We start from the raw sequence: 17128 nt of genomic DNA, 5'->3' as shown, positions 1-17128 counted from the left end.
CCTACATATCATATAAAGCGCCAAGAAAGGAAAAGAAGTAAATGAAGAAGCTAGATTTCAATATGTATAAGAGTTTATTAATTGATCATTTTCGTACTAATCTCGAGAACTTCGCTAAGACAGTTAATAATAAGGAAGTTTATGCTGTTGTACTGGATTCACATGCTACCTATGGGACCGTTAATATGAGATGGAATACGGTATTTGATTTTGAAAAGAGGGTTGAAAAATTTTATGCTTCATACACCGAGGACAGGCTAAATGGAATTTCAGGAGTAAAATACAGTGTAGGAGATTTCTACTACGAGGATTCTATTCAGCCTAATGAAATAAAGACATTTGGACTGTCGTATGATGAGACAATCACTAACTATTTCGATAATGAAGATGATCACTCATTAAATGAGTTAATGGAGAAATTTATTAATGTTCTCGTTGAGATATTAGATGAACTTAAGCCAACATTATCACTTCTAAATAAGACCGACAACTTCATAGCGTATATCGTTGAGCATGATGAAGATGTTGATACATATATTAGGAGGACTGTTACTATTGAAGAGTACTATCGAGCCTTCCCTGAAATAAAAGAATACGATCATTATTTAGAGATAATATATTCGTTGCCTAAAGAAAAGCAAGTTATCCACTGGTGTGGTTTATTAAGTGATTTTTTAAGTGAAAGAGATACTGAGGAGGTACGTTTATTCAAGCAAATGTATCGAACCGAGTTTGATGTCGAAGGCGAATTGGTGAAATTAGGTTCAATTGCTGCTGACAACGTAGTTAATCTTTTTGAGGTGTATTCGGGATACATTCCGACGGGAAATGGCACGATTATTCAAAGTACAGAGAACACTCGGTGGACATTTTTAAGTATTTTAATAGAGATTAAGTCTGCGGAAGAGGGAACGATTGAGCGTTTGAAAAATATCCTCATACGAAAATATGAAATTGATAATGAGATGCGAGAATGCGTTAACATTGCTAGAACACTACATGCTCTTGACTCTTCACGTTTTCCTGAGGAGGAGCATGATAAAGGTAGGCTTAGGTTATTAAATCTTCATGAATATAAAGCGAATTAGATGATTGGAATCAGTTCTGATGAAGATTACAACCAAAAAGGTGGAGCTAAATGACATCGAACAAACAATTAAGAACGTGTGAAAAAGGCCACCAGTACTACAAAAGCAGTGATTGCCCAACCTGCCCGAAGTGTGAAAAACAACGAAAGCCTAGTAGTGGGTTTCTTTCGCTTCTCCCGGCGCCAGCAAGAAGAGCTTTAGAGCATCATGGAATAAGCAGTCTACAAGAGTTATCAACATTTAGCGAAAAGGAAATTTTGCAATTTCACGGCATGGGGCCTGCTTCATTACCTAAGCTTAGAGCTGCTTTGCAGGAAAAGGGATTGAACTTTAAGAACTAAATCCGGAGCGACTATAGGAGGTATTGCCATGCCAAAAGTGATTATTGATATATTAGAAGGCCAATCCGAAGAACATAAGAAAGCGTTGCTTGATGCTGTTCATCATGCTTTAGTTGAAGCTCTAAAAATTCCTGATGATGATCGGATTCAAATCTTAAATGAGCATAAGAGAACCCACTTTGAGTTACCTCCTGATAAATCCGAATTATACACAAGTATTGAAATAAAAATGTTTGCTGGTAGATCATTAGAGGCTAAGAGAACACTTTATAGATCATTAGCGACGAACCTCAACAAGTTAGGAATAGAACCACACGATTTCATGGTCATCTTACAAGAGTCCCCAATGGAGAATTGGGGGATTCGTGGATTACCTGCAAGTGAGATTAATATTGGATTCAAGATCGATGTTTGAGTCAACAAGGAGGCAAGCAATATGTCTATTATTAGAGTCCATAAAAATGTAAATGGCTTGCCATTTCCGAATGAAACCCGGTTGGTGCTATCAGACCAGATACCAGATCAAGAATTAATAACTTGTTCGTTTGTATTGGCATTTAAAGAGGATAAGTTATTACTAACGAATCTTAATGAACGTGGATGGGATATTCCTGGAGGACATATTGAATTCGGTGAATCTCCAGCAGAAGCAATGAAGAGAGAAGTATATGAAGAAACCGGAGCTTTAATTAGTACTGCGGAGTTGATCGGGTTCGAAATGATCCGGCTTCATGGTGCTAAACCGGAAGGACATAAATACCCATTTCCAGATAGTTATATGGTTTTTTATTGTGCGGAGGTTATTGAATTGATGGATTTTCAAGGAAATACAGAATCATCTGGTCGAGGACTTTTCACTAAGGATGAGGCTGTCTTAATTCCTTGGGTACAAGAACACATTGAACTTTACGAAGAAGCTTTGAGAAGAGTAAATCGTTAGAAATTTTGCTTAGGAAAGGATGAAATCGTGGATATTTCTCCAAGGCATATCTTAGTTGCGGCTGCGGTTGTCTTAAACATTAACAATGAGATTTTACTAATTAATAGTCCAAAGCGAGGATGGGAGATACCTGCGGGGCGAGTAGAAGAGGGAGAATCTTTGTCAGCTTCCGTTGTTCAGAGAAACGAAAGAAGAAACAGGTATAGACATTGAAATCGTTAGATTTTGCGGGGTATTTCAGAATGTACAGGATTCCGTGTGCAGCACTTTGTTTCAAGCTAGACCCGTTGATGGTGAGTTTAGAACATCGGACGAAAGCTATGAAATAGGCTATTTTTCCATAGATGAAGCATTAAGTAAAATTACTTGGAGAGGTTTTAAAGAACAGCTAAAGTATTGTTTGAATCAAACGGAGCCTTTTTTATATGAATACAAAAATTAGAAGGCCAAGACGAAATATACTATTCACAGGAATAATGTTATGCTTACTAGCTTTTATTGCAGCTGCTATTTATTTATATTCTAATTCTAAAGACCAGATGACATTAACAATGATTAACGATAACTTGAAAGCAAATGGAATAAAACTCGGATTAACTGAAGAGCAATTAATAAAATCCTGGGGGACTGGAATATACCATGAGGGTTTTGGTGCTCGGTTTAGAGAGTACAAAGATTTAGGTGTATCGATTGCTATAGCAACAGATCGAGATAATGATTTGTTTAATGCAATAAGTCAAATTAAGTTCTCAAATACGGATTTCGAAATATTTAGGATTAAGAATGGAGATTTAATACAAGACTCAGAGGAAATTTTGAGAGCATATGATTTTAAGTCAGTTGAGAATGCCACAGGGATTTATGCTAACGGAGAGTTTCTCATTACATTAAGCGGGACAGACGTTGTAGAAGACATTCAAATATCATTTATGGATAAAGATCTGAGAGACAGGATTTACTGATAAGATAGATTTTAGAGAATACAGAGGAACTTTCTTATGAAGAATTATGTTATTCAAGAAATACATGAAGAATTGAACTTGGAGTTGCTGGATGAACTCCTAACAGAAAGTGTTAGCGAGGGATTTCGGCACATAACGAGATTCGTTGAGGAGTACAAGAACGGCACCAATCGATTTAGTAAAGACGGTGAAGCTCTATTTTTGTGTCTTTCGGATACCAGAGTTATTGGAATATGCGGCTTAAATCGAGATCCTTTTTATGGCGAAGGAGTGGGGAGGCTCAGAAGATTATATGTTTTAAAAGAATTTAGAAGACATTGTATTGGAAGGAAACTTACTGAAGCCGTAATACATAAATCCCAAACCTATTATACAAGACTTGTATTAAAAACAGACAGCCCTCAAGCTAAAAAATTCTATAACACACTAAATTTTATAGAAGTCCAGAATGATGAGAACATAACATATTACTTTGATATTAAATAAGATATCGTTATGAGCATAAGACTTACAGTAGATGGGGAGATTGCATTGGGTGTACACAAAAAATGACTTAGCTTTCCAACCAAAATTAAAAGAATTCATCAGCGCAGGTCTAAAGAAACTTGAAGCAAAGCATGTTTGGTTTTCATAGAATGCTTCTAAGTATAAACGAATTGAATTTGAAGCTGCGTTCCTGGAATACACCTATAATAACGCTGGTGTTTTCTAAATTATACGAAGTATTAGCAGTAGTCCCGCAAATCCTAATAATATAGAAACTGCAGTAAGCGAAACTAAATGGCGTTTTGTTTCCTTAATATACCTAAACTCCATAAAAGCTTTATAACAGAAACACAGTCCTAGAAATAATGCAGGTAGTGGTTGCGGTTGGTTTAAATCTAAAATCCATATGGAAACCAAAAAAGGAATCATAATAATTATTGAAATTAGAATAAACCATTTATAATTAGTTGCTTCAGATAAATTCCTAGCTTCATCCCCGACTAGTTTTTTATTCATAATAATATCAGTAAGGAGTATCGAAGCTATTATAAAATAGTATAGAGAACTCATTATAGTCTACTTTCTTAGTAGACAAAAAACTAATTGTCGGGGGACAAGAACATGATCCGATTACCGATCAGGCATGAATCTGATCGATATTTGTCCGTAATTTATTAAGTTAACGGGCAGGATTGTTGAATCGTTCCTCGAATATTATAGCAGTCGGATAATTAAATGAAATTTGAAACGCAAATCTTATACATAAGGGTGGTTCATGTGAAGCGAGGACTCATTGTGTTTTTGAACGGAACGTCAAGTTCTGGAAAGACCTCCATATCGACTGAACTGATAAATCAGAAAGAGATTTCTTTTTATCATTTATCAATTGATGAATTTTTTAATAATTACAATGATTTTGTGAATAATAAATTTCCAGATGAACCTCCAAGAGGAATAGATCATCAAGTTGTCTCGCAAATAATTGATCATTCCATATTGTCAGTATACCATTCGACAATTAAACTGTTATCTGAAATGGGTTTTAATGTAATAGTAGATTCCATAATCGCAAATGACAAGTCGTTTAATGATTTTTATGATGTACTTATTGATCATCCTATATTGTTTGTAGGGGTAAGGTGCTCGAAAGAAGAAATTACCAGAAGAGAGCAAAGCAGGGGAGATCGCGCGATTGGACTTGCCCATTCCCAGTTCGACTACATATATTCCTATGATGAATATGATCTTGAAGTGAACACGGAAGAACTCAGCCCAGTTCAATGTGCCGATAAAATATTAAGTTTTATTAAGTCCGATCAGGATTACTCTGTGTTTAAGAATTTAAGTAAAAGAGAGAGTATTGTTTCATAGAAGACGAATCATCAGATAACAACACATTCAAGCATTGGGGCTATTGCCCCTCGGTCTGCCCGCAAGATTTCGGATTAAATTAACGGGATACAATAGCTTAATAAAGTAACTAAAACGCGGCTGTCGGTATGGATCGGCAGCCGCATTACGACGCTAGCAGACAGAATAGAATAGTTTCAATAATATCCACCACAAGTCCGATTTATGTCTAAAATCCGGTGTATTGTGAATATGTCTGAGCACATTCAGCACAAATCATCACCCTAGCAATTTGAAGCAATTCTAAGATAAATGAAGAACGTCTTTTGTTCCAGGGATGCGAACAGAGGACGTTTTTTGCATCCGATCCGTTAGAGAAAATCGGGGCTGGGGACGAAATGTGCCCGAATCGGGTTTTCTTTTTAGTTGACTCTATTGCTTATTACCTACATGTAACTCGCAAGAAACCCGTCTAAATGTTAGGCGGGTTTTTCATATGCAAGGATCGTCATAAACTGGATACTAATTACATAATTTACACAGGTAACCATATTGTGGTTGATGAATAAATGAATCTGAGGAGGACGGAAAGATGAATTTGGCTTTACCGAAAAACGCTTTGCTCTACAAAATGTTTGTTATCTGTGGAATGCTGCTGGTCTTCACTGTACTTATGCTTTTATTTCCAAAAACGAGTTCTGCTCACGGGTACTTGGATTCCCCTGCAAGTCGCGCACTGCTATGTAAAAACAAAGTGAATACGGATTGCGGAGGGGCGTCTTACGAACCTCAAAGTGCTGAAGCAGCAAAAGGTTTCCCTAATGGAGGGCCTGCCGATGGGCATATCGCGAGTGCCAGCAATACCTTTCCTAAACTTGATGAGCAGACCTCAACGCGTTGGAGCAAAGTTCCTATACAGGCAGGTCCACAACCCTTCAGTTGGCAACTAAACGCAGCACATGCTACAACCACCTTCAAATATTTTATCACGAAACCAGGCTGGAATTCGAATGCTCCCCTGACTCGTGACTCCTTTGATCTTACGCCATTCTGCCAAGAAAATTTGAATGGATCGAGTCCAACCAACTATCATACAACGAATTGCAATGTTCCCGAAAGAACAGGTTATCATGTTATTCTAGCGATTTGGGAAGTGTCCGGAGCGCCAACGGCTTATGTTAACGTAGCTGATGTGGATTTTGGCGGAGGAAGTGCTATTCCGGCTCCAACAAATCTTATTTCCACTGCCGTTACAGACAACAGTGTTTCTCTTAGCTGGTCCGCTGTAGCGAATGCTGCAAGTTATCAAGTATTCCGAAATAATATTGCAGTAGCCACGACATCCACTACCAGTTATACAAACACGGGGTTGGTCAGTGGTACATCATATAACTTTACGGTGACGGCCATAGATTCTTCAGGGAACGCTTCTCCTGCATCTTCTATATTAACGGTTACAACCACTGGTAACTCGACGACCACATATCCAGCTTGGAGTGCAACAACCGTTTATGTAGGCGGAAATAAGGTGTCATACAACGGTGTCAACTATGAAGCTAAATGGTGGACACTCGGGGAAACGCCGACGGGTAACAACGTGTGGAAGGTCATTCCTTAATATCTATGAAGAGCCTTAGAGGCCATGAACCTTTAAGGCTCTTTGCTGTATGTATCATTGATTCTGTAGTAACCTTTTTACGGGTGAAAAGTTAATTCAGGATATTGAGTGGATATCTGTATTCAAGTAGTATTAGAGAGATTAGAAATTGGAAGGTGTGGATGAAAAATGTCTGCTATCGTAGCTGTTAAACTTCCTGTAACGATGGATATACAAGAGTATGAACGAAGCATATCATATATTTCAGTAGAAAGACGTAATCAATTAGACCGATTTGCTCGTCAAGAAGATGCGTACCGCTCTTTATTTGGTGAATTGCTTGTGAGGGCAGTCATATGTCAGGAGCTTGGATTGCTGAACGAAGAGATACATTTTGTGAAGAATGATTATGGGAAACCGATGCTGTTAGGGCATGAAGATTTTAATTATAATATTTCCCATTCAGGTTGTTGGGTTGTCATGATTAGAGGACAGGGCGCAGTGGGGATCGATATTGAAATGATACAGAAGAGTGATCTTGAGATCGCTAGGAGGTTCTTTTCCCCTCTTGAATATAATGATCTGATATCTAGACCAGAATCAGAGCGAAATACATATTTCTATGATCTGTGGACACTCAAAGAAAGTTATATCAAGGCCATAGGTACAGGGTTGTCTACGCCGCTAGATTCTTTCAGTGTTCGCCTCAAAGAGAATCATTTCGTGCTAGAACCAAACGGGGGAGGCTGTAAGTTTACTCAGTTTGACATTGATCCTGCTTATAAGCTATCTGCTTGTTCACTTGGTACTCCTCTGCCGGCATCCATACAAATTTATGACTATAAAGATTTAGTTAATCATTTGGCTTGAAATGGGCTTTATGCGAATTCATATAATCGAGTGTTTATCAGGTGATCCCATGGTAAATGCTCGATTTTTTAGTTGTTGAAATTTCCAAAATGTCGAATGTAGATGTTTACTTGGAAAATGTTACAATTTATCAAACTTTTTATAATAATTCATGATTAAATGTAAGAAATACTGTGTTTTTTATCATTGTTATCGATTAAAATTCTTAAAATCCAACGTATATCGACGTATATCGACAATATTTACTTACAATATAATCCAATAGTCACATTGACTTATTATAATAATATTTGGTAGATTAAGGCTGTTAAACCATTATGTTTCTAATCCTTTGCTTATTTTATGGATAATAAATTTCTCCCCCTTCAAGAATCTACCCAACATCATTTCCCGCAATATTTATTCGGATCTTCTCCATCTATACTTCTATCGATCTCACATTTGAACCTTATACTCTAGATTTGGACAAAGATATATCCATCTAATTTAATATATGGGAGGAATTTCACATGAGTGTAATGACATCGGTTCAAGCGCTCGACGATGTCACTTATCCATTGATCCATGCTCAGAAACGCATATGGTATATGGAGCAGATTTTTCCTGGCACATCCATGGCGAATATTGGCGGCCCTGTTCGAATTAAAGGTGTAATTGATTTTGGCTTACTGGAGCAAGCAATTCATGCTTTTATTCAACTTCATGAAGGGCTTCGAATTCAACTTACTGAATGTGATGGCGAAATGGTACAAAGGGTTAGTCCCTTTGAGAAGATAACTCTTCCTTACTTTGATTTTTCAAATGAACCTGAGCCTGAGGCTGCTTTCTGGTCTTGGGTGCATAGTGAGGCAAGGAAGCCAATTCCGTTAGTGAATTCCAAGCTGTACTACTTCGCTATGTTTCGCCTATCAGACGAGGATAACGGCTACCTAGTAAAGAGTCATCATATGATCTCAGATGGCTGGTCAAACCTATTAACAACCTCACAGATTGCGAACTTCTATACTCAGCTTCTGGATGGCAAGTCCATTGATATGTCATTCGAACCTCCTTCATATCTCGAGTATGTGAATCAGGCACAGACTTATACAACCTCACCTAGATTCTTGAAGAGCAAGCAATATTGGCATGATAAGTTCCAAACCATTCCCGAGAGCGTAACTCAAGCAGCTATTCGTAACACAGAAGGAAGAAGGTATACGGTACAGCTCGATACAGCCCTATCCCACCGGATTCAATCATGGGCAGAGAAATCAGGAGTATCATTGAATACGTTCTTTTTACTAGCCTATTTCATTTACACATACAAGACGACACAGCAGCGTGATCAGGTTGTTGGAACACCTGTATTAAATCGTTCCGGCAAAAAGGAAAAGTCGATGTATGGAATGTTCACTAGCACTATGCCATTCCGATACGAGGTGAATGCTGAAGAGACATTGGACGATGCTATACAATCTGTTCAAAAAGGCTTGATGGAATGCTATTATCACCAACGTTACCCATATGATTTACTTACGCAGGAACTTGAGCTGAAGAGGAAAGGCTATGATCAGCTGTTTCAAACCAGCATTAATTATTACAATACGAAGCTTCAAACCAGCTTCAATGGTAGCCCCGTAGAGAATGTAGAGTTTTATAATGGGCATCAGCTATACGAACTCCAGATCGTGATTAAACATTGGTCTGCTGATGGAGGGTTAACGCTAGATTATGATTACCGGCTAGATGCGTATCAGGCGGAGCAGATAGAGGAACTGTCTCGAAGGTTGTTACTTATTATCGAACAGATGTTAGATAAACCTCAGTCAGCAATAACAAGTATTAGTCTACTAACACCTGCGGAACAACGCCGTGAATTGATTGACTATAATCTAACGGACACGCCTTATCCCGAGGATAAAACCGTATTACAGCTGTTTGAGAAACAAGTTAGACGACATCCGAATCTTATCGCTATTTCGCATGATCAGAATCAATGGACATATCAACAGTTAAATGAGCAAGCCAATCGGTTAGCACATTACTTGATCCAAAAAGGGATTACACGAGAGACAATCGTCGGATTATGGATGCAGCATTCGATTGAAGCAGTCGTTACCATTCTTGCGGTGATGAAGGCAGGTGGAACGTATCTGCCGATTGACCCAGCCTATCCTGAGGAACGAATTCGCTATATGCTGGAGGACTCAGGAGCCAAGCTTGTAATCACAAATATACCCGATACGGCTCTTAACGAGTATTTAGGCGAGATTCTAATCTACGATAATCTTTTACTTCATGAATATGATTTCGATTCCTCCAATGTTGGTCATATTCATGAACCTAGTGACCTAGCTTATATCATATATACTTCGGGTTCAACGGGACGGCCCAAAGGTGCAATGATTGAACATAGAGGCCTAACGAATTACATTTGGTGGGCAAAAAAAGTCTATGTTCGTGATTCTACACCTACATTCCCGCTGTATTCTTCACTTGCCTTTGATCTCACGGTAACCTCCATATTCACGCCACTCATAAGCGGTGGAAGAATTATAGTTTATCGAGATAACGGAGATGAATTTATTCTATATCGAATTATGCGAGACAATGCTTCCACCATCGTGAAGCTGACCCCAGCACATTTAGCACTGCTCAAAGAGTGTGACAATTCACAATCTTCCGTAAAACGTTTTATTGTTGGTGGTGAAGATCTGAAGACAAGTCTAGCTAGAGAGATCACCGATTCATTTGGAGGAGCCATCGAAATTTACAATGAATATGGCCCAACCGAGACCGTGGTGGGGTGCATGATTCATAAGTTTAATCCTCTTGAAGATACACGAGTATCTGTACCTATTGGTATTCCAGCGGATAACGTCATGCTGTATATCCTAGATCAGGATCACAATCCTGTTTTACCCGGTGCAATTGGAGAGCTGTATATTGCCGGGGATGGGGTGGCTAGAGGATATTTGCACCGTAAAGAGTTGACTCAGGAGAGATTTCTAGATAATCCATTCGTACCGGGTACTCGGATGTACCGTACAGGTGATCTCGTAAAACGTCTTCCAGATGGCAAGCTTGAATACGTTGGTCGTGTGGATCATCAAGTGAAAATACGAGGATATCGTATTGAGACCGGGGAGATTGAGAAGTCTATCACCCTGCATGAGGCAGTCTTAGATGCATTTGTTATGGATCGAGAAAATGAGAGACTCGGAAAATATCTATGTGCTTATATTGTGAAACAATCATCAGTAGATATGAATGAATTAAAGCAATATTTATCTCATACACTCCCAGCTTTTATGGTGCCTTCAGCATTTATAGAACTGGATGAAATTCCGCTTACGATTAATGGAAAAGTGAATCGAGCGCTTCTTCCTGAGCCGGATTTAGCTTTAGCGCGGGAACACAATCATGCTGGATCGCTAAGTCGTGATGAAGAATGTTTAATTGAAGTGATTTCTGGTGTTTTGCAGCTTGATGTGGTGAGTGTTCATGATCATTTTTATGAATTAGGCGGAGACTCGATTAAAGCGATCCAAGTTTCTTCAAGAATGAATCGAATGGGATATTCGCTTAAGGTCAGAGATATTCTGGAATATCCAATCATCGAGCAGATGGCGCGTAGGCTGGAATCTATGAACCACGGACACACCTATTCTCAAGAGCGCTGTGTAGGAAAGGTTGCATCATGGCCGATTGTATCTTGGTTCTTCGAACAGCAGTTTGAGCAGCCAGCCTACTATCATCAGTCCGTACTCCTTGAGTTAAAAGCTGATATTGAAGCTGACATCGCAAGAATGATGTTGCTACGTTTGATTGAGCACCATGACGGTTTACGATTGCAGTGCAATATGGATACCCAAGAGCTTGAATATCATAATCAAGCAGATCGAATGATGCTGTTTCAATCCGTTTCTTTAGCCGAATTTGAGTATCCTAGGCAGCAGGAGCGCATGACTGAAATAGGTGAGACCTTAAAGGCGCAATTTCACTTACGAGATACATGTTTGATTGGAGGTTGCCTATTTGATCTTGGACCGAAGGGAAAGAGACTGTTAATTACAGCTCATCACCTAGTCATTGATGGTGTCTCGTGGCGCATCTTGCTGGAGGATCTAGCAGAATCGCTCAGCAGCTACTCACGTGGAGAAATGTACCTGCTTCCTTCTAAAACAGCATCCTTACAGATGTGGTCTAGCGCATCATCAAGATGTTCAGTTACCGAACAGGAACAACGATATTGGGAAGAGATCATTGCTGCAATCCATCCAATCCCTGCAGATTGTAGTGATGGAGTCGCGTTGATGAGTAGTACTCATAAGGCGGAGCATAAATTTACGTCTGATGAGACGAGCCGTTTATTATATGAATGCCATCAAGCGTATGGGACGAAGCCATTGGAATTGCTCGTTGCAGCCTTGGCCCAAGCGATATATGAGAGCTTCCATATCCATGAGCAGGTTATCGAATTGGAATCACATGGACGAGAGCCAGTAGAGGAACTTGATCTTTCTCGAACTATAGGCTGGTTCACGAGCATGTATCCCGTAAAGATTACTTATCCGGTTAATGAAGCGGGTGGTAGTTCGAATATGGCTTCCCTTGTTAAAGGGGTAAAAGAGCAGATTCGCTCAATTCCTATGCAAGGCATTGGCTTTGGCATCCTTCAGTCGAGAGGAAGGCTATCTAAAGAGTATGATCCTAGGACGCTTGTTCGATTTAATTTTCTGGGTGACTTTGATGGTGCTTGGGATAACCCTTGGTTCGCATTAGCTCCAGAAAGTAGCGGACTCGATACGAGTAGACAACATGAGCTAACTTGCTTGCTAGACATTCAGGCAATGGTCGTTAATCAATCCTTGCAGTTTAGTATCACTTATAGCAGAACTCGATTCGAAGACGAGACAATAGAGAGATTTACGAACTCCTATAAAAAAGCGCTTATGTTGATCTTGAACCATTGTTCAGGGAATCAAGTAAAGGAATACACTCCTTCAGACTTTGAAGCTGCTAAGTTATCTCAGGAGGATCTCGACAGTTTATTTTTCTAGCAAGATGACTTCAAGAGATGAATGGAAGTACGTGATCTGGGATAAAAAAGGGGGCATTCAATATGTCTAGAGTCGTGTTCTTCGGTGTTGATTTGCATGGGCATGTGAATCCGACACTTGGCTTGATCCATAAGCTTTGTGAGAATGGCGAGGAGGTTTATTACTATTGTAGTGAGCCTTTCCGTGAAAAAATTGAGCAAACGGGTGCTATTTTTCGCAGCTATCAAGGTCTACTAAGTTTTGGGAGACATAACGGTACAGGCATGGAGACACTGCTCGTATTTGCGGATTTTATTATGGACAAATGCAGGTCCATCGTTGAGGCTTTGCGTGATGAAGTCTGTGAATTACAGCCGGATTATATCATTCATGACAGCTTTTGCTTATGGGGAAAAGAGCTGGCAGCAGAGCTTCAAATACCGGGAATCTCCTTGTTCGCAAACTTTCCCTTTATCGATGAGATGGCGCAGAAAGACCCTGCATTTTTCATGGAGTATGTGCTGCTTGCATCGGAGGACCCCCTTTATCTCCGGCATAAGGGACAGCATGATGTATATCGTAAGCTGATGGACAAGCTCTCCCGTGTTATTGGGGCCAAATATGGTAAGCCTGCGATGAATGTTATGAATGACATCTTTTGTAGTAAAGAGCAGCTTAATTTGGTGTTTAGCTCCCGGGAGTTTCAAGTGTATGAGGAAGTATTTGACGATACGCATGTGTTCTGCGGTTATGAGCTCTATCCAAGAGTGGAATCTACAGATTTTCCCTTTGAGGCATTGGATGATAGACCGCTGATCTATATAGCTTTTGGGACCATCCTACATAATCTGTCTGAGCTTTATCAGATATGTTTTGATGTATTGGGTGATTCCAAGTATCAGGTCGTTATGTCCCTTGGCATGGAAACAGATCTTTCATGCTTAGGTCCGGTACCAGACAATTTCATTGTTCAGTCCTATGTTCCTCAACTTAAGCTACTCAATAGAGCTGACGCTTTTATCACCCATGGTGGGGCGAATAGCATCTACGAGTCTTTGTGCAGCGCAGTACCTATGATTGTCATGCCTCAGGTGTTTGATGAGTTTATGGGAGCATTGATGGTTGAACGTTCTGGAACGGGGATATATCTACGAGATCCACTTCCTACAAAAGAACAATTGAGCGAGGCGGTAGAGCAGGTGCTAGAGAAGCCTCTTTATCAAGATAATTGCGAGCGTATCAGGCATTCGTTTAAGGCCGCAGGTGGCATGGATTTCGCGGTACAAAAAATTATTCAATTCGGGAAGCAGAAGGTGTGCCATGAGTAAAATTACACGGTTGCTGTTATTGATTGGCCTTATGGCTGTTTTTCTAATGAGTACACCCATAGGCAGTTTGGCAGCTTCGCCCCTTTCGATTGGATTGACCACCACAAATGATATTGATACCTATATCGAGGATATGATGGACAAGTCGAAGATTCCTGGCATGTCCGTGGTCATTGTACAAGGGGAAGAGACGGTCTATCAAAAAGGATTCGGATATGCAGATACAGACAACGATGTGCCGGTTTTGCCAGAGACATTATTTGAGCTTGGTTCAACAAGTAAGGCCTTCACGGCTTTGTCACTGATTCAATTAGAAGATCAGGGGCTCGTGAATCTAGAAGATTCTGTTACGAAGTACCTTCCGTGGTTCAACACCACCTATAAAGGGAAGCCAGCCGATATTCGAGTCAAACATTTACTTCATCATACGAGTGGAATTCCATTCCATAGCATTCGGGACATTCCAGTGGCCGATGATGAGCTGGCGCTGGAGAGAACGGTTCGGACTCAAATCGGGCAAAAGCTTAATCACGAGCCCGGGGAGAAATACGAATACGCGACGATTAATTACGATGTACTCGCTCTTATTATTCAGCAGGTCTCTGGTATGTCGTATGAGGCTTATGTCGAACAGAATGTCTTAGACCCACTGAAATTGGAACAGACATATATGTTTCGTGAGGATGCTGCACGTGGTGACATGGCCGTAGGGTATAAGCTCAGCATGTTAAGACCAGCTGCCTACGATGCTCCAATGTATAGAGGAAACACACCTGCCGGTTATATCATTTCGAATGCCGTAGATATAGCAAAGTGGCTCAAAATCCAAATGGGAACAGTTGAAGCCCGAGATTTTGAGAGATGGCTAGCTCGATCTCATGAACCTGACCGCTCTGTAGCTCCATCCTCTGATGGTTCTTCCTACGCAGCGGGCTGGAGCGTGTATCAGGATGGAACTGGCATGCTGGCTCATGCGGGGGGCAATCCCAATTACTCGAGTTATTTTGTCATTCGTCCAACCGATGGTTACGGTGTCGCGGTTCTTGCTAATATGAACTCTCCCTATTCGGGAGCAGCAGCGCAAGGCATCATGAATATGCTTGTCGGCCAAGAAGTGATTGAGCCTGCAGGTGATATGTACAAGAGCATCGATGCTATTTCTTCTGTGGTGCTTCTCTTGACGGTGCCGGTGCTGTTGTTGGTCTTATGGCTGACAGGGAAAGCGGTATGGCAGGCCTTTCGGAAAAATCGACATTATGTAGGTCGTCACTCAACGACAATTATGGGGTTCATGATTTTTAGCTTATTCATGGTAGGCCTTGCTTATTGCCTGTATCAAATCCCAGATACACTCTTCTGGGGAGTGAACTGGGACTTCGTCCAGGTCTGGGCGCCTAACACCTTAATCTATGCCGTATTTTCCTTGTTCGCTGCGATCTGCTTGTTCGGATTGTACTTCCTCTTTACGACTGTATTCCCGAAGTCAGATGATCGTTCTTTCTTTGCAATAACACTGCTTAGCGTAGCAAGCGGATTCGGTAATGCACTTATTATTTTTATTGTGAATGAGACGCTAAACCGAGATCTTGATCAATTCCAGAGCGGTATGCTGCTTTACTTTGTACTTGGTATTGCGATTTATGTATTTGGACAGAAGCTTGTTCGAACAAGACTCGTACGCATTGCCAATGACATGGTTTACGAGAAACGGATGGAGCTGCTTGGCAAAATTCTCAATACTTCGTATCAAAAAGTAGAAGGCATTGAAGATGGTAAAATACCAGCTTCGCTTAATAATGACACGGAAACGATCAGTGGATTCTCCAATATTGTGATTACGGGAGCTACAAGCCTAGTTACTTTAATCAGTTGCTTTGTCTATATGGGCATGATTAGTCCCATGGGAGTGGTCATGGCAATCTGCTTTATTGTAGTAGCTGCAGGCATTCATTACTTTACAGGCTTGAAAGCGAATCGGTTATGGGAGCAAATGCGTGATATTCAAAATGTGTTTTTCCGCTTTATTCATGACCTCACAGGCGGGTTCAAGGAACTAAGCTTGAATCATAACAAGCGTGAGGATTTCAAGAAAGATATGCAGGATAACTGCCATGCGTATCGTGAGAAACGTATCGGGGGCGACTTGAAATTCGCGAATGTAAATGTAATTGGTGAGTTGCTGTTTACATTCGTCATTGGTGCAGTGGTCTTCTTGTTCCCGCTGCTATTCACCGATCTGAAAGTAGGTACGCTACGCAACTATGTATTCGTGCTTCTGTATATGACAGGTCCTGTGCATGGCATCTTGGGAACAATCCCGAATATATTCCGCGTTCGTATCAGCTGGAACCGAATTAATGAACTGTCGCGTGAGCTGGACTCAATTCAAGAAGTGAAGCATCAGGTTGCATCTAGTTTGGAGAAGACCGAAACAACAGAGCTTAAACTGCAATCTGTTGAATATCACTACGGCAATCAAGAAGGAGAACACTTCGCTGTTGGGCCTATCGACTGCTCATTCCGAGCAGGTCAGATTACGTTTATAACTGGCGGTAACGGTAGTGGAAAATCAACTTTGGCGAAGTTAATAACTGGACTCTATGAACCCGTTCAAGGCTCAATTACGATGAACGGCGATCATGTTTCGACACAAGAGCTAAGTGAGCAGTTTTCTGCCATATTCAGTGACTTTTATTTATTCAAAAAACTCTATGGTGTTCCTCATGATGCTAAGCAATCCGAAATTGAACATTATCTCAATGTACTCCATCTACAGGATAAAGTTGAAATTCGTGATGGCTCGCTCAATACAACCAAGCTATCAACAGGACAACGTAAGCGGCTGGCGTTGCTCATTAGTTATCTTGAGGATCGTCCAATCTGCTTGTTTGATGAATGGGCAGCGGACCAAGATCCAGAATATCGAGCTTTCTTCTATGACACCTTGCTGCCTGAGCTGAAACAAAGAGGGAAATGCATTATTGCAATTACACATGATGACCGTTATTTCCATATGGCAGATCAAGTGATCAAGATGGATCTGGGCCAGGTCGTGAAGGTGGATCAGATTGAGGATGGTCAAGGTAAAGCGGCTATTGTTTATTAGACAAAGAGTTGAAACGATCTACTTCCAGCAAGTTGA

At 40.5% G+C, this 17128-nt stretch carries 15 protein-coding genes; 14 read left to right on the top strand and 1 reads right to left on the bottom strand.

The genetic code is table 11. The annotated features are described in order from the left end of the window. Positions 1–41 precede the first annotated feature (41 nt). Genes AC3WJJ_RS11040 through AC3WJJ_RS11005 form a run of 8 tightly spaced genes read left to right on the top strand, consistent with a single transcriptional unit; the run spans position 42 to position 3817 of the window. Positions 42–1088, top strand: coding sequence for a hypothetical protein (locus AC3WJJ_RS11040; RefSeq protein ID WP_492540511.1), 1047 nt, complete (start codon positions 42–44; stop codon positions 1086–1088). A gap of 50 nt (positions 1089–1138) precedes the next feature. Beyond that, positions 1139–1429 carry an RNA polymerase alpha subunit C-terminal domain-containing protein gene (locus AC3WJJ_RS11035; RefSeq protein WP_492540509.1) on the top strand — a complete coding sequence of 97 codons (291 nt, stop codon included), beginning with the start codon at positions 1139–1141 and terminating at the stop codon, positions 1427–1429. A gap of 28 nt (positions 1430–1457) precedes the next feature. Beyond that, positions 1458–1844: a tautomerase family protein gene (locus AC3WJJ_RS11030; RefSeq protein ID WP_492540507.1), complete on the top strand. Its 387-nt coding sequence runs from the start codon at positions 1458–1460 to the stop codon at positions 1842–1844. 21 nt (positions 1845–1865) lie between these two features. Further along, positions 1866–2369: an NUDIX domain-containing protein gene (locus AC3WJJ_RS11025; RefSeq protein ID WP_492540506.1), complete on the top strand. Its 504-nt coding sequence runs from the start codon at positions 1866–1868 to the stop codon at positions 2367–2369. Positions 2370–2396: 27 nt separating this feature from the next. Continuing rightward, on the top strand, positions 2397–2582 hold the full coding sequence (locus tag AC3WJJ_RS11020; protein ID WP_492540504.1) for an NUDIX domain-containing protein: 186 nt from the start codon (positions 2397–2399) through the stop codon (positions 2580–2582). Then, a complete protein-coding gene (locus AC3WJJ_RS11015) occupies positions 2542–2811 on the top strand; it encodes an NUDIX hydrolase (RefSeq protein ID WP_492542079.1) in 270 nt (89 codons plus the stop codon). The genes AC3WJJ_RS11020 and AC3WJJ_RS11015 overlap by 41 nt, the downstream gene beginning before the upstream one ends. Beyond that, entirely contained in the window at positions 2795–3331 is a 537-nt protein-coding gene (locus AC3WJJ_RS11010; RefSeq protein ID WP_492540502.1) for a hypothetical protein, read from the top strand. Before AC3WJJ_RS11015 ends, AC3WJJ_RS11010 begins: the two co-directional genes overlap by 17 nt. A 36-nt stretch (positions 3332–3367) precedes the next feature. Then, positions 3368–3817 carry a GNAT family N-acetyltransferase gene (locus AC3WJJ_RS11005; RefSeq protein ID WP_492540500.1) on the top strand — a complete coding sequence of 150 codons (450 nt, stop codon included), beginning with the start codon at positions 3368–3370 and terminating at the stop codon, positions 3815–3817. A gap of 222 nt (positions 3818–4039) precedes the next feature. Here AC3WJJ_RS11005 and AC3WJJ_RS11000 read toward each other — a convergent pair whose 3' ends face one another. Then, positions 4040–4387 (bottom strand): DUF4181 domain-containing protein, encoded by a 348-nt coding sequence (locus AC3WJJ_RS11000; protein ID WP_492540498.1) that lies wholly within the window; start codon positions 4385–4387, stop codon positions 4040–4042. A 207-nt stretch (positions 4388–4594) separates the two neighbouring features. Between AC3WJJ_RS11000 and AC3WJJ_RS10995 the strand changes: the two genes are divergently transcribed. The 6 genes from AC3WJJ_RS10995 (at position 4595) to AC3WJJ_RS10970 (ending at position 17092) form a co-directional block, all read left to right on the top strand. Continuing rightward, the gene (locus AC3WJJ_RS10995) at positions 4595–5188 is read left to right on the top strand and encodes a chloramphenicol phosphotransferase CPT family protein (RefSeq protein WP_492542012.1); all 594 of its coding nucleotides are present in this window, start codon (positions 4595–4597) and stop codon (positions 5186–5188) included. A 571-nt stretch (positions 5189–5759) separates the two neighbouring features. Next, positions 5760–6785, top strand: a complete 1026-nt coding sequence (locus tag AC3WJJ_RS10990) for a lytic polysaccharide monooxygenase (RefSeq protein ID WP_492540496.1) — start codon at positions 5760–5762, stop codon at positions 6783–6785. A gap of 168 nt (positions 6786–6953) precedes the next feature. Then, entirely contained in the window at positions 6954–7634 is a 681-nt protein-coding gene (locus AC3WJJ_RS10985) for a 4'-phosphopantetheinyl transferase family protein (protein WP_492540495.1), read from the top strand. Between the two features lie 509 nt (positions 7635–8143). Next, positions 8144–12679 (top strand): amino acid adenylation domain-containing protein, encoded by a 4536-nt coding sequence (locus AC3WJJ_RS10980; protein WP_492540493.1) that lies wholly within the window; start codon positions 8144–8146, stop codon positions 12677–12679. A gap of 62 nt (positions 12680–12741) precedes the next feature. Further along, positions 12742–13986 carry a macrolide family glycosyltransferase gene (locus AC3WJJ_RS10975; protein ID WP_492540491.1) on the top strand — a complete coding sequence of 415 codons (1245 nt, stop codon included), beginning with the start codon at positions 12742–12744 and terminating at the stop codon, positions 13984–13986. Continuing rightward, positions 13979–17092, top strand: a complete 3114-nt coding sequence (locus AC3WJJ_RS10970; RefSeq protein ID WP_492540490.1) for a cyclic peptide export ABC transporter — start codon at positions 13979–13981, stop codon at positions 17090–17092. Before AC3WJJ_RS10975 ends, AC3WJJ_RS10970 begins: the two co-directional genes overlap by 8 nt. Positions 17093–17128: the final 36 nt, after the last annotated feature.

It is taken from the genome of Paenibacillus sp. FW507-14B1B (assembly GCF_058781425.1).
The sequence above is the reverse complement of the archived record's forward strand: the minus strand, read 5'-3'. Positions and strand labels throughout refer to the sequence as shown.